This window comes from Kinneretia sp. DJ1R-11 (assembly GCF_025717595.1).
In the GTDB taxonomy this organism is placed as follows: domain Bacteria; phylum Pseudomonadota; class Gammaproteobacteria; order Burkholderiales; family Burkholderiaceae_C; genus Paucibacter_A.
In genome coordinates this window covers 1-12,516 of the sequence record NZ_JAJIRR010000019.1, presented here as the reverse complement: position 1 = coordinate 12,516, position 12,516 = coordinate 1, and the positions used below count along the sequence as shown (strand labels likewise).

General features: G+C 58.8%; 25 protein-coding genes. All 25 read right to left on the bottom strand.

Translation table 11 applies throughout. The features are described from left to right. Positions 1-12: 12 nt before the first annotated feature. Entirely contained in the window at positions 13-126 is a 114-nt protein-coding gene (rpmJ, locus tag LNV23_RS22315) for a 50S ribosomal protein L36 (RefSeq protein ID WP_056194202.1), read from the bottom strand. Positions 127-185: 59 nt separating this feature from the next. Next, positions 186-404: a translation initiation factor IF-1 gene (infA, locus tag LNV23_RS22310; protein ID WP_009855680.1), complete on the bottom strand. Its 219-nt coding sequence runs from the start codon at positions 402-404 to the stop codon at positions 186-188. A 49-nt stretch (positions 405-453) separates the two neighbouring features. Continuing rightward, the gene (secY, locus tag LNV23_RS22305; RefSeq protein WP_263565003.1) at positions 454-1,764 is read right to left on the bottom strand and encodes a preprotein translocase subunit SecY; all 1,311 of its coding nucleotides are present in this window, start codon (positions 1,762-1,764) and stop codon (positions 454-456) included. A 20-nt stretch (positions 1,765-1,784) separates the two neighbouring features. Continuing rightward, a complete protein-coding gene (gene rplO, locus LNV23_RS22300; protein ID WP_263565002.1) occupies positions 1,785-2,216 on the bottom strand; it encodes a 50S ribosomal protein L15 in 432 nt (143 codons plus the stop codon). 26 nt (positions 2,217-2,242) lie between these two features. Beyond that, positions 2,243-2,425, bottom strand: a complete 183-nt coding sequence (gene rpmD, locus LNV23_RS22295; protein ID WP_263565001.1) for a 50S ribosomal protein L30 — start codon at positions 2,423-2,425, stop codon at positions 2,243-2,245. 23 nt (positions 2,426-2,448) lie between these two features. Continuing rightward, complete coding sequence (gene rpsE, locus LNV23_RS22290; protein WP_263521032.1) at positions 2,449-2,967, bottom strand: 30S ribosomal protein S5; 519 nt, start codon at positions 2,965-2,967, stop codon at positions 2,449-2,451. Positions 2,968-2,985: 18 nt separating this feature from the next. After that, positions 2,986-3,351: a 50S ribosomal protein L18 gene (gene rplR, locus LNV23_RS22285; RefSeq protein WP_102766031.1), complete on the bottom strand. Its 366-nt coding sequence runs from the start codon at positions 3,349-3,351 to the stop codon at positions 2,986-2,988. A gap of 11 nt (positions 3,352-3,362) precedes the next feature. Continuing rightward, positions 3,363-3,896, bottom strand: a complete 534-nt coding sequence (gene rplF / locus LNV23_RS22280) for a 50S ribosomal protein L6 (protein WP_263521034.1) — start codon at positions 3,894-3,896, stop codon at positions 3,363-3,365. A gap of 19 nt (positions 3,897-3,915) precedes the next feature. Next, positions 3,916-4,311, bottom strand: a complete 396-nt coding sequence (rpsH, locus tag LNV23_RS22275) for a 30S ribosomal protein S8 (RefSeq protein WP_102766029.1) — start codon at positions 4,309-4,311, stop codon at positions 3,916-3,918. Between the two features lie 25 nt (positions 4,312-4,336). Further along, a complete protein-coding gene (gene rpsN / locus LNV23_RS22270; RefSeq protein WP_263521037.1) occupies positions 4,337-4,642 on the bottom strand; it encodes a 30S ribosomal protein S14 in 306 nt (101 codons plus the stop codon). 8 nt (positions 4,643-4,650) lie between these two features. Further along, positions 4,651-5,190, bottom strand: coding sequence for a 50S ribosomal protein L5 (gene rplE / locus LNV23_RS22265; RefSeq protein WP_263521039.1), 540 nt, complete (start codon positions 5,188-5,190; stop codon positions 4,651-4,653). 10 nt (positions 5,191-5,200) lie between these two features. Then, positions 5,201-5,518: a 50S ribosomal protein L24 gene (gene rplX / locus LNV23_RS22260; RefSeq protein WP_263521041.1), complete on the bottom strand. Its 318-nt coding sequence runs from the start codon at positions 5,516-5,518 to the stop codon at positions 5,201-5,203. A gap of 26 nt (positions 5,519-5,544) precedes the next feature. After that, on the bottom strand, positions 5,545-5,913 hold the full coding sequence (gene rplN / locus LNV23_RS22255; protein WP_058721914.1) for a 50S ribosomal protein L14: 369 nt from the start codon (positions 5,911-5,913) through the stop codon (positions 5,545-5,547). 309 nt (positions 5,914-6,222) lie between these two features. Next, positions 6,223-6,732: a peroxiredoxin gene (locus LNV23_RS22250; protein WP_263565000.1), complete on the bottom strand. Its 510-nt coding sequence runs from the start codon at positions 6,730-6,732 to the stop codon at positions 6,223-6,225. A gap of 183 nt (positions 6,733-6,915) precedes the next feature. Further along, a complete protein-coding gene (gene rpsQ, locus LNV23_RS22245; RefSeq protein ID WP_263521044.1) occupies positions 6,916-7,185 on the bottom strand; it encodes a 30S ribosomal protein S17 in 270 nt (89 codons plus the stop codon). Then, entirely contained in the window at positions 7,182-7,382 is a 201-nt protein-coding gene (rpmC, locus tag LNV23_RS22240) for a 50S ribosomal protein L29 (protein ID WP_137945235.1), read from the bottom strand. Before rpmC ends, rpsQ begins: the two co-directional genes overlap by 4 nt. 14 nt (positions 7,383-7,396) lie before the next feature. Then, on the bottom strand, positions 7,397-7,813 hold the full coding sequence (rplP, locus tag LNV23_RS22235; protein ID WP_263564999.1) for a 50S ribosomal protein L16: 417 nt from the start codon (positions 7,811-7,813) through the stop codon (positions 7,397-7,399). Positions 7,814-7,815: 2 nt separating this feature from the next. Then, entirely contained in the window at positions 7,816-8,670 is an 855-nt protein-coding gene (rpsC, locus tag LNV23_RS22230; RefSeq protein ID WP_263521047.1) for a 30S ribosomal protein S3, read from the bottom strand. A gap of 16 nt (positions 8,671-8,686) precedes the next feature. Further along, positions 8,687-9,016 carry a 50S ribosomal protein L22 gene (rplV, locus tag LNV23_RS22225; RefSeq protein WP_263521049.1) on the bottom strand — a complete coding sequence of 110 codons (330 nt, stop codon included), beginning with the start codon at positions 9,014-9,016 and terminating at the stop codon, positions 8,687-8,689. Between the two features lie 11 nt (positions 9,017-9,027). Then, complete coding sequence (gene rpsS / locus LNV23_RS22220; RefSeq protein WP_102766020.1) at positions 9,028-9,306, bottom strand: 30S ribosomal protein S19; 279 nt, start codon at positions 9,304-9,306, stop codon at positions 9,028-9,030. A gap of 10 nt (positions 9,307-9,316) precedes the next feature. After that, positions 9,317-10,141, bottom strand: coding sequence for a 50S ribosomal protein L2 (gene rplB / locus LNV23_RS22215; protein ID WP_263521052.1), 825 nt, complete (start codon positions 10,139-10,141; stop codon positions 9,317-9,319). Further along, a complete protein-coding gene (rplW, locus tag LNV23_RS22210; RefSeq protein WP_263521054.1) occupies positions 10,141-10,455 on the bottom strand; it encodes a 50S ribosomal protein L23 in 315 nt (104 codons plus the stop codon). Before rplW ends, rplB begins: the two co-directional genes overlap by 1 nt. Continuing rightward, complete coding sequence (gene rplD, locus LNV23_RS22205) at positions 10,452-11,072, bottom strand: 50S ribosomal protein L4 (RefSeq protein ID WP_102766017.1); 621 nt, start codon at positions 11,070-11,072, stop codon at positions 10,452-10,454. Before rplD ends, rplW begins: the two co-directional genes overlap by 4 nt. Further along, complete coding sequence (gene rplC / locus LNV23_RS22200; protein WP_263521060.1) at positions 11,072-11,743, bottom strand: 50S ribosomal protein L3; 672 nt, start codon at positions 11,741-11,743, stop codon at positions 11,072-11,074. The genes rplD and rplC overlap by 1 nt, the downstream gene beginning before the upstream one ends. Before the next feature lie 306 nt (positions 11,744-12,049). Then, on the bottom strand, positions 12,050-12,361 hold the full coding sequence (gene rpsJ / locus LNV23_RS22195; protein ID WP_102766015.1) for a 30S ribosomal protein S10: 312 nt from the start codon (positions 12,359-12,361) through the stop codon (positions 12,050-12,052). Positions 12,362-12,516: the final 155 nt, after the last annotated feature.

Here is a 12,516-nt window from a genome sequence, read left to right as displayed (position 1 = left end):
GTCGTGCAGCAATCAGCCTTGACGCTGTTTGTGGCGCGGATCGGTACAGATCACACGCACCACGCCCTTGCGACGGATGATCTTGCAATTGCGGCACATCTGCTTGACGGATGCCGAAACTTTCATGGTCTGCTCCTTGACCTACTCAAATGCGCTCACAGCGCGTAACCGGGGAAAAGAAAAGCTCACTTCGCCCGGAATACGATGCGAGCACGACTCAAATCGTACGGGGTTAGTTCAACGGTGACTTTGTCGCCAGGCAGAATGCGGATGTAATGCATCCGCATCTTGCCGGAGATGTGGCCGAGAACAACATGCCCGTTCTCCAGCTTCACTCGAAACGTGGCATTAGGAAGATTCTCAAGAATCTCGCCTTGCATCTGAATGACGTCGTCTTTCGCCATGCCTTCGTTTCTGTTCTGATGGAAATTGATTAAACGGGGGATCAGCTTTTCAGCTGGCCTTGAAATTTGCCTTCTTCAGCAGCGATTCATACTGCTGGCTCATCACGTAAGACTGCACTTGAGCCCAGAAATCCATGGTGACCACAACAATGATCAACAAGGACGTACCACCAAAATAGAACGGCACGTTGTACTTCAAGGTCAAGAACTCTGGCAGCAAGCACACACCGGTGATGTAGATGGCACCTGCCAGGGTCAAACGAGACAAGATCTTGTCAATATGCTTTGCAGTCTGGTCACCCGGGCGGATACCCGGGATGAACGCTCCGCTCTTCTTCAGGTTGTCTGCAGTCTCACGGCTGTTGAACACCAGCGCCGTGTAGAAGAAGCAGAAGAACACGATAGCAGCGGCGTAGAGCAGCACATAAATCGGCTGTCCCGGCGCCACCATGCCAGCAAGGTCCTTCAACCAGCGCAGGCCGTCACCCGTAGCGAACCAACTCACGATCGTGGTCGGCAGCAAGATGATGGACGACGCGAAGATCGGCGGGATCACGCCCGACATGTTCAGCTTGAGCGGCAGGTGCGAAGACTGACCACCGTAGACCTTGTTCCCCACCTGGCGCTTGGCGTAATTCACCAAGATCTTGCGCTGACCGCGCTCGACGAACACCACCAAATAGGTCACGGCAACGATGACAGCCGAAAGGAACAGGAAGGACACTGGACCCATAGCCCCAGTACGCACCAATTCCAACAGACCGCCAATAGCGCCTGGCAATCCAGCAGCAATGCCGCCGAAGATCAGGATCGAAATCCCATTGCCCAAGCCACGCTCAGTGATCTGCTCACCCAACCACATCAGGAACATCGTTCCGGCCACCAAGCTGGACACCGCCGTCAAGCGGAAGCCAAAACCCGGATTGACCACCAAGCCGGCGGAACTCTCAAGCGCCAGAGCAATGCTCAGCGACTGAAACAACGCCAGACCCAAGGTCCCGTAACGTGTGTACTGCGTGATCTTGCGACGGCCTGCTTCGCCTTCCTTCTTCAGCGCTTCCAAGGACGGCACAACATAACCCATCAACTGGATCACGATCGACGCCGAGATGTAGGGCGTAATGCCCAGCGCAAAGACGGTGAAGCGCGACAAGGCGCCGCCCGAGAACATATTGAACAGGCTCAGGATGCCACCCTCCTGACCCTTGAAGAACTGCTGCAGCTGAGCCGGATCGATACCAGGCACCGGGATATGCCCCCCGATGCGATACACGACCAGAGCCAGCAACAGAAACACAAGACGACGACGCAAGTCGCCGAACTTGCCGCTCTTGGCCAGTTGGTTTGCGTTGGTAGCCACTGTGCCTCGTTCCTAAAGCTTTAAGCGACCGAACCGCCGGCTGCCTCGATGGCCGCCTTGGCACCAACCGTCGCACCCACGCCCTTGAGCGTGACCTTGCGGCTGATCGAACCGGACAGGATGACCTTGGCGTTCTTGGTCAGCTCGGGCACCAGGCCCACAGCCTTCAGCGTCATCAGATCGATCTCATCGGCAACGAGGGCCTGCAGATCGTCCAGGTTCACTTCGGCATTGAACTTCAAAGCAGCCGACTTGAAACCACGCTTGGGCAGGCGACGTTGCAAAGGCATTTGACCGCCTTCGAAACCCACCTTGTGGTAGCCGCCAGCGCGCGACTTTTGACCCTTGTGGCCACGACCTGCGGTCTTGCCCAGACCAGAGCCGATGCCACGGCCCACGCGGCGCTTGGCGTGCTTGGCGCCAGCTGCGGGCTGAATGGTATTGAGTTGCATGTGTTGTCCTCTGTTCGTGAAGATGCTTACAGCACCTGCACGAGGTAGGCGATCTTGTTGATCATGCCGCGCACGGCCGGCGTGTCTTCCAACACGCTGGTGCTGTTCAGCTTGCGCAGGCCCAGACCCACCACGGTGGCACGGTGCGAAGCACGTGTACCGATGGGGCTGCGAACCAACTTGACGGTTACGGTTTTCTTTTCAGACATGTGTCTACTCCAATGCTGGCGAATCAGCCGAGAATTTCTTCGACCGACTTGCCGCGCTTGGCGGCGACTTCCGCAGCCGTCGTGGAGCGCTTCAGCGCGTCCAGAGTGGCGCGAACCATGTTGTACGGGTTGGTCGAACCGTGGCTCTTGGTCACGATGTCGGTCACGCCCATCACTTCGAAGACCGCGCGCATCGGGCCGCCAGCGATCACGCCGGTACCAGCTTGTGCGGGGATCATCATGACGCTGGCTGCACCGTGACCGCCCACCACATTGTGGTGAATGGTGCCGTTGCGCAGGTCAACCTTGACCATATTGCGACGAGCCGATTCCATGGCCTTTTGCACAGCGACGGGAACTTCCTTCGCCTTGCCCTTGCCCATGCCGATGCGGCCATTGCCGTCGCCGACCACCGTCAACGCGGCGAAGCTCAGAGTACGACCACCCTTCACCACCTTGGTGACGCGGTTGATCGCGATCATCTTTTCCTTCAGGCCGTCGTCATTGCCTTCGGTCTGCACGCGGGGTTGAAACTTTGCCATTTCGAAATCCTTTTTGCGTCAGAACTGCAGGCCGGCTTCGCGGGCTGCTTCGGCCAGAGCCTTGACACGACCGTGATAGGCGAAACCTGCGCGGTCGAAAGCAACCTTCTCGATGCCAGCAGCCTTCGCCTTTTCGGCGATACGCTTGCCGATCAAGGTGGCTGCGGCCACATTGCCACCCTTGCCTGCGCCGCCCAGTTGCTCGCGGACAGCCTTTTCGGCGGTCGAAGCACTGGCCAACACACGGGTGCCATCGTCGGAGATGACGCTTGCGTAGATGTGCAGATTGGAGCGGAAGACCGTCAGGCGCACGACGCGCTGCACCGCGATGCGGGCACGAGTCTGACGCGAGCGACGGATGCGCTGTTCTTTTTTGGTCAACATGGCGCTGCTCCTTACTTCTTCTTGGTCTCTTTGAGAGAGACCTTCTCGTCGGAATAGCGGATGCCCTTGCCCTTATAGGGCTCTGGCGGACGGAAGGCGCGCACTTCTGCGGCCAGTTGTCCGACCACTTGGCGATCCGCGCCCTTGATCAGAATTTCGGTCTGGGTCGGGCACTCAACCTTGATGCCAGCCGGCATGTCCTTCACCACAGGGTGAGAGAAACCGATTTGCAGGTTCAGCTTTTGACCTTGAGCCTGGGCACGGAAGCCCACGCCAACCAGGTTCAGCTTCTTCTCGAAACCCTTGCTCACGCCGTTGACCATATTGGCCACCAATGCGCGAACGGTGCCGCTCATCGCGCCAGCGGCGGTCGAGTCGTCACGGGGAACGAAAGACAGCTGGCCGCCTTCATTCTTGATGGTCACGAGGCCGTTCAGGGGACGCACCAGCGTGCCCAGAGCGCCCTTGACGCTGACTTGATCAGCGCTCACGGTCACATCCACTCCCTGGGGAATGGCGACCGGCATTTTTCCAACGCGGGACATTGTGTAAATCTCCTTGCGCTTAGGCGACGTAGCAGAGCACTTCGCCGCCGATGCCGGCTTGACGTGCTTTGCGGTCCGTCATCACACCTTGCGGGGTGGTGACAATCGCCACACCCAGGCCATTCATGACCTGAGGAATATCGTGGCGGCCCTTGTAGATGCGCAGGCCGGGGCGGCTCACGCGCTCGATGCGCTCGATCACCGGACGACCGGCGTAATACTTCAGCGCAATCTCCAGCTCCGGGCGAGCGGCTTCACCGCGCACTGCGAAACTGTCGATATAACCCTCGTCCTTCAGGACTTTGGCGATCGCGATCTTCAACTTGGAAGAAGGCATCACGACGCTGGGCTTCTCAACGCTTTGGGCGTTGCGAATGCGGGTCAGCATATCGGCGATAGGATCACTCATGCTCATTTGCGAAATCTCCTAATCGTGCCGATTACCAGCTGGCCTTGACGACACCGGGGATGTCGCCTTTGAAGGCCAGCTCACGAATCTTGTTACGGCCCAGGCCGAACTTGCGGAAAGTGCCGCGGGGACGGCCAGTCAACGCGCAGCGATTACGCTGACGGGTCGGGTAGGCATTGCGAGGCAGCTTCTGCAGCTCCAGGCGAGCGATGTAGCGCTCTTCGTCCGACTTCTTCGCGTCGTTGATGATCGCCTTCAGTTCCGCGTATTTCTTCGCGTACTTGGCCACCAACGCGTCGCGCTTCAGTTCACGTTGAATAAGTGAAGTTTTAGCCACGAGTCACCTCAGTTCTTGAACGGAAACTTGAACGCAGCCAGGAGAGCCTTGGCTTCGTCGTCCGTCTTGGCGGTAGTGGTGATGCTGATGTTCAGACCACGCAGCGCATCCACCTTGTCATAGTCGATCTCAGGGAAGATGATCTGTTCTTTGACGCCGATGTTGTAGTTGCCACGTCCGTCGAACGAGCGACCCGAGATACCACGGAAGTCACGAACGCGCGGCAGCGCGATCGTCACAAAGCGATCCAGGAATTCATACATCTGGACGCCGCGCAGTGTAACCATGCAGCCGATAGGCACGGAGTCACGAATCTTGAAGCCGGCAATCGCCTTCTTCGACTTCGTCACCACGGGCTTCTGGCCGGCGATCTTGGTCAGGTCACCCACAGCGTGGTCCATGACCTTCTTGTCGGCAACAGCCTCGCTCACACCCATATTCAGTGTGATCTTGGTGATGCGCGGCACTTCCATGACCGACTTGTAACCAAACTTCGTCGAGAGGTCGGGCACAACTTTTTCGCGATAAAACGCTTGCAAACGAGCCATGTCGAACCCCTTAAGCCTTGATCTCTTCGCCGGTCGACTTGTAAACGCGCACCTTCTTGCCATCGGCGGTGAGCTTGATGCCCACGCGATCGGCCTTGCCGGATGCAGCGTTAAAAATCGCCACGTTGGATTGATGGATAGGCATCGTCTTGTCCACCACACCACCGGTGGTACCCTTCATCGGGTTGGGCTTGACGTGCTTTTTGACGACATTGATGCCGTCGACGACGATGTGATCAGCATCCACGCGTTGCGAAACCGCGCCGCGCTTACCTTTGTCACGGCCGGTCAGAACGATGACCTCGTCGCCTGTGCGAATCTTGTTCATGGCAATACCTTTGTCTGTGGCTGAGCTCAGAGAACCTCAGGCGCCAGCGACACGATCTTCATGAAACGCTCCGTACGCAGTTCACGCGTAACGGGGCCGAAGATGCGAGTGCCGATCGGCTCGAGCTTGGCGTTCAGCAGCACGGCGGCATTGCCGTCGAACTTGACCAAAGAGCCATCTTGACGACGAACGCCCTTGGCGGTGCGAACCACCACAGCGCTGTAAACCTCGCCCTTTTTCACTCGGGCACGAGGCGCAGCTTCTTTGATGCTGACCTTGATGATGTCACCAATCCCGGCATAACGACGCTTGGAACCACCAAGCACCTTGATGCACATGACGGATTTAGCGCCAGTGTTGTCCGCGACATCAAGTCGCGATTGCATTTGAATCATGTCTATCCCCAACTTTTCCCAAATCACCCCATGCTTGATGCACAAAGCTCATCGGTCAGTCTTGGGCCCGTTGACCAAACGCGATTCTCAGCACTCCTGTGTGAGTCTCGCGCCCAGCAGTTGAGGGCGGATCCGAGGCCATAACGCATCACAAGATGCGCCTTGCGTTCGGCGAAGCTTTAGATTGTGCACCAGAAGCCCTGGTGTCGTCAAGCGCGATTTGCAAAACAATTAAGTGCTCAGCCTCTCACGAGGCCTGTGCCATGCAAGCGCCCGACGATGCGCAGCGCCGAACGGCGCCGCGCGAACTCAAGCTTGCTGAGCCTGGCTCAGCATGGTCGATGCGTCGCTGACTTCGAACTTGCCAGGAGCTTCAATATTGAGCGCTTTGACAACGCCATCGACGACCAGCATGGAGTAGCGCTGCGAACGCAGACCGAGCCCACCCGCCGTCAGGTCCAGAGTCAGCCCGGTTGCTTTGGTGAACTCAGCGCTACCGTCAGCCATCATGCGCACGCTGCCTGCAGTCTTTTGCTCGCGGCCCCAAGCTCCCATGACGAATGCGTCGTTGACGGACAGGCACCAGATCTCATCAACACCGGCAGCGCGCAGAGCTGCAGCCTGCTGCACATAGCCTGGCACATGCTGGGCGGAACAAGTCGGCGTGAAGGCACCTGGCAAAGCAAAGATGACAATCTTCTTGCCGGCCACCAGGGCGTCAACGGCGAACTTATTCGGACCGAGGGAGCAACCCTCACCTTCGACTTCAATGAATTCTTGCAAGGTCGCAGCGGGCAGGCGATCGCCAATCTTCAGCATGGAGTTGTCCTTTTAGTTGGGTAGCGGAATTGGAGGCAACGAACTCATCGCGCACAGAGTGCCCATGCGACGAGAGAAAGCACCTTCGAAAATGAAAAATGACCGGGCGCCAGTATTCCAGCGTTCCGGTCATTCTTGTCGATCAGGGCACTAAGACCCCGCGAAAGACATGTCTAGCAGCGATCAGACCACTTGTGCCTTCTCGACCAAGCGGGTCACGACCCAGCTCTTGGTCTTAGACAGCGGGCGGCCTTCAGCGATCTCGACAACGTCACCCATCTTGTACTCGCCATTTTCATCATGGGCGTGGTACTTGCGGGAACGGGCCACGATCTTGCCGTAGAGCTCGTGCTTGGCGCGACGCTCGACCAGGACCGTGACGGTCTTGGAGCGCTTGTCGCTGACCACGCGACCCACCAGGGTGCGCGTGTTCTTCTCTTGAGCTTGCGTCATTTCGCGGCTCCCTTCTTCTTCTCGGCCAAAACAGTCTTGACACGAGCGATGTCGCGGCGCGTGTTGCCCAGCACGGTGTGGTTGGTCAACTGTTGGGTCGCCTTTTGCATGCGGAGGCCGAAATGGGCCTTCAGCAGATCGGTCACTTCCTTTTCCAAGGCAGCGACGTCTTTGCCACGCAGTTCAGATGCTTTCATGGTGTCTTTCCTCTTCAGGTGCCGACCTGGCGCGTCACGAAAGTGCAGCTCAGGGGCAGCTTCGCAGCTGCCAGAGTGAACGCTTCGCGAGCCAGGGCTTCCGGCACACCGTTGACTTCATAGAGCACCTTGCCAGGCTGAATTTCAGCGACGTAGTACTCCGGGTTGCCCTTGCCGTTACCCATCCGGACTTCAGCAGGCTTCTGGGAGATCGGCTTGTCGGGGAAGATGCGGATGAAGATGCGACCACCGCGCTTGATATGGCGCGAGATTGCACGACGTGCAGCTTCGATTTGACGAGCCGTCAGGCGACCGCGTTCGGTGGCCTTCAGACCGAAGTCACCGAATGAAACGGCAGCACCACGGGTGGCAACACCAGTGTTACGACCCTTTTGCTCCTTGCGGTATTTGCGACGAGCTGGTTGCAGCATATTTATTCTCCTTTGGCCTCGCCGCCAGCGGGTGCGACCTTGCGGACGACACGCTTGGCAGCGGGCTGGGCTGCGTCACCGGTGGCAGCCGGCTTGTCGCCGCCTTCACCACGCGGACCACGGTCACCACCCGGACGGCCACGGCCAGCGGGGGCGCCAGGACGGGCGTTGCGACGCGGGCGACGATCGTCTTCACCGGCTTCGCTCTTGATCACCGGCGCATCGCCGTTGGCCAGGCGGTCACCGCGGTAGACCCACACCTTCACGCCGATGATGCCGTACGTCGTGCTGGCTTCGGAGAAGCCGTAGTCGATGTCAGCCTTCAGGGTGTGAAGAGGCACGCGGCCTTCACGGTACCACTCGCAACGAGCGATTTCGATGCCGTTCAGACGGCCCGACGACATGATCTTGATGCCTTGGGCACCCAGACGCATCGCGTTCTGCATCGCACGCTTCATAGCGCGGCGGAACATGATGCGCTTTTCCAGCTGCTGGGTGATCGAGTCGGCGATCAGTTGAGCATCGATTTCAGGCTTGCGCACTTCTTCGATGTTCACAGCCACCGGCACGCCCAGACGCTTGGTCAGCTCGGCCTTCAGGCTTTCGATGTCCTCGCCCTTCTTGCCGATCACCACACCCGGACGTGCCGAGTAAATGGTGATGCGGGCGTTCTTGGCGGGGCGCTCAATCAGAACGCGCGACACGGCGGCGTTCTTCAGGCGAGCCTTCAGGAACTCCCGGACTTGCAGGTCTTCAGCCAGCATGGTCGCGAAGTTCTGGTTGTTCGCGTACCAACGCGAAGCCCAGTTACGCGTGACCGGCAGACGAAAACCGGTCGGATGAATTTTCTGTCCCATAGTCTTCCTTCAGCCTTCAGTTGCCGACCGACACGAAGATGTGGCAGGTGGGCTTGCTGATGCGATTGCCACGGCCTTTGGCGCGGGCAGAGAAACGCTTCAGCGTGGCACCTTGCTCCACATAGATCGTGGTGACCTTGAGCTCATCAATGTCTGCGCCGTCGTTGTGTTCGGCGTTGGCGATGGCGCTTTCGAGCGCCTTCTTGATGATCAGGGCCGCCTTCTTCTGGGTGAATTCCAGGATGTTGAGCGCATGGTCCACCTTCTTGCCGCGGATCAGGTCCGCCACCAGGCGGCCCTTGTCACACGAGAGGCGAACGCCGCGAACGATTGCTTTGGTTTCCATCGTTGGCATCCTTACTTCTTCCCGGCCTTCTTGTCGGCCGGATGGCCTTTGAAGGTGCGGGTCAGTGCGAATTCACCCAGCTTGTGGCCGACCATCTGGTCCGACACATAAACGGGAACGTGTTGCTTGCCGTTGTGCACAGCGATCGTCAGACCGATGAACTCGGGCAGGATCGTCGAGCGACGCGACCAGGTCTTGATAGGCTTCTTGTCCTTGGCAGCAACCGCCTTCTCGACCTTAGCCAAGAGGTGGTGGTCAATGAACGGGCCCTTCTTCAGTGAACGAGTCATGGCCTACCCTTTACTTCTTGCGACGCGAAACGATGAACGTCTGCGTGCGCTTGTTGTTACGAGTGCGGAAGCCCTTCGTGAGGGTGTTCCACGGCGACACAGGCGCCTGGCCTTCACCGGTACGACCTTCACCACCACCGTGCGGGTGATCCACCGGGTTCATGGCGGTACCACGAACGGTCGGTCGGATGCCCTTCCAGCGGATCGCGCCGGCCTTGCCGTACTGGCGCAGCTGATGCTCTTCGTTGGACACTTCGCCAATCGTGGCGCGGCAGTCGATGTGGATGCGACGAACTTCACCCGAGCGCAGACGCAGCTGGGCGTAGACGCCTTCGCGAGCCATCAGCACCACGGACACGCCAGCCGAACGAGCGATTTGCGCGCCCTTACCCGGCAGCATTTCGACGCAATGGATGGTGGAACCCACGGGGATGTTGCGGATAGGCAGCGTGTTACCGGCCTTGATCGGGGCTTCCGCGCCGCTCAAGATTGTGGAACCCACTTCCAGACCACGCGGAGCGATGATGTAACGACGCTCGCCGTCGGCATAGCACACCAGAGCGATGTGGGCCGTACGGTTCGGGTCGTACTCAATGCGCTCAACCTTGGCGGGAATGCCGTCCTTGTTGCGCTTGAAGTCGACCACACGGTAGTGGTGCTTGTGACCACCGCCCTTGTGGCGAATCGTGATGTGACCGTTGTTGTTACGGCCAGCATTTTGCTTTTGCGGTTCCAGCAGCGAAGCTTCCGGAGCGCCCTTGTGCAGGTGCGAATGCACCACCTTCACGACGGCACGGCGGCCGGGCGAGGTTGGCTTGACTTTAACGACGGCCATTACGCAGCCTCCCCGGAGAAGTTGAGCTCTTGGCCCGCCTTCAGCGAAACATAAGCCTTCTTGACGTGGTCACGACGGCCGATCGAACGACCGAACTTCTTGACCTTGCCCTTGACGTTGACAACGTTCACGGCCTCAACCTCGACCTTGAACATCAGTTCAACAGCGGCCTTGATTTCCGGCTTGGTGGCGTCGCGCAGCACCTTGAACAACACTTGGTTGTGCTTTTCAGCAACCGCCGTGGCCTTTTCGGACACGATGGGAGCGAGCAGCACTGAGGCCAGACGGCCTTCAGAATACTTAGGGGCGCTCATGCCAGCATCTCCTGGAGTTGCTCCATAGCGGCCTTGGTCACCAGCACCTTCTTGTAGAAGACCAGCGACAGCGGATCCGCGTAGCGCGGCTCGCACACCAGCACATTGGCCAGGTTGCGCGAAGCGAGCAGCAGGTTGTCGTCCATCTGATCAGCGATCAGCATCACCGATTCCAGGCCCATGGCCTTGAACTTGGCGGCCAACAGCTTGGTCTTGGGAGCTTCCAGCGTGATCGAATCGATCACGGCCAGACGACCTTCACGAGCCAGCTGCGACAAGATGGCGGCCATACCGGCGCGATACATCTTCTTGTTCAGCTTGTGGGTGAAGTTTTCGTCGGGCATGTTCGGGAAAATCCGACCACCCCCGCGCCACAGCGGCGAAGAGGTCATACCAGCACGTGCGCGACCAGTTCCCTTTTGACGGAACGGCTTCTTGGTCGAGTGCTTGACTTGTTCGCGGTCCTTCTGGGCGCGAGTGCCTTGGCGGGCATTGGCCTGGAAGGCCACGACCACCTGGTGCACCAGGGCTTCGTTGTAATCGCGAGCAAACAGCGTATCAGGAGCGTCCACCTTGGCGGTGGCCTGACCTTGCTCATTCAGGAGCTCGAGCTGCATCAGATGGCTCCCTTCTTGAGCTTGACCTTGACGGCGGGGCGAACGACAACGTGGCCATTCTTCGAACCCGGCACAGCACCGCGGACCAGCAGCAGTTGACGAGCTTCGTCAACGCGCACGATGTCCAGGTTCTGCACGCTCACCGTCACGTCACCCAGGTGACCCGACATCTTCTTGCCCGGGAACACGCGACCCGGATCCTGCGCCATCGAGATGGAGCCAGGAACATTGTGCGAGCGGCTGTTACCGTGCGAGGCACGCTGCGAGCTGAAGTTGTGGCGCTTGATGGTGCCCTCAAAGCCCTTACCGATGGATGTGCCTTGCACGTCCACCAGTTGACCCGCTGCGAACAGCGAGACCGGCACTTGCGCGCCCGGCTTATATTCGGCAGCCACTTCGGCGGCAACACGGAATTCGCTCATGACACGACCGGCTTCAACACCTGCCTTGGCAAGGTGGCCGGCTTCCGGCTTGGTAACGCGCGATGCTTTGCGCTCACCGAACACCACTTGAATGGCGGTGTAGCCGTCGGTCTCTACGGTCTTGATCTGGGACACGCGGTTGTTGGACACATCCAGCACCGTCACAGGAACGGCATCGCCGTCGTCCGTGAAGATGCGCATCATGCCCACCTTGCGGCCCAGCAATCCGAGACGATTGCTTAGACTCATGGTTTTTCTCCAGCCCCACAGGTTGACCCTGGAAGCCATTTACATACACCCGACATCGATTGGCCGGGCTGACCAGTGCACCGTACGCACAAAACACCTTGATGAAGTCTTGCCGGACACGATGCGCCAAATTCCGCGCCGGAAAATTCCACCGCGGAAAAGCTGGCGAGTATAGCGTGAACCCTGAGGAATGCGCAAGGCCCGCTGGACTCACCATAGAAAAAGGGCGATCCTTTCGAATCGCCCTCTTCTTAAATCAGCTCAAGTGCCTGGCGCCGCCTCACGGCAACTCTGGCACTCAAATGATCACTGCAGCTTGATTTCAACGTCGACGCCGGCAGGCAGGTCGAGCTTCATCAGTGCATCAACAGTCTTGTCCGTCGGGTCCACGATGTCCATCAGACGTTGGTGGGTACGGATTTCGAACTGGTCGCGCGAAGACTTGTTGACGTGCGGCGAACGCAGGATGTCGAAACGCTCGAAGCGTGTCGGCAGGGGCACGGGGCCCTTGACGATCGCGCCGGTGCGCTTGGCGGTTTCCACGATCTCGGCAGCCGATTGGTCGATCAGCTTGTAGTCAAACGCCTTCAGGCGGATGCGGATCTTTTGCTTTTGCATGACGATTCCTTCAAAGAGCGTGCGGACTCAATCACTTGAGTACCGCGAAGTAGGTGAAGCCCGCTGGGCTGCCGAAAGCAGCCGAACGGACTGGTCACGCAAAAGTGTTAGGCCAGGATGGTGGCAACCACACCCGAACCCACGGTACGGCCACC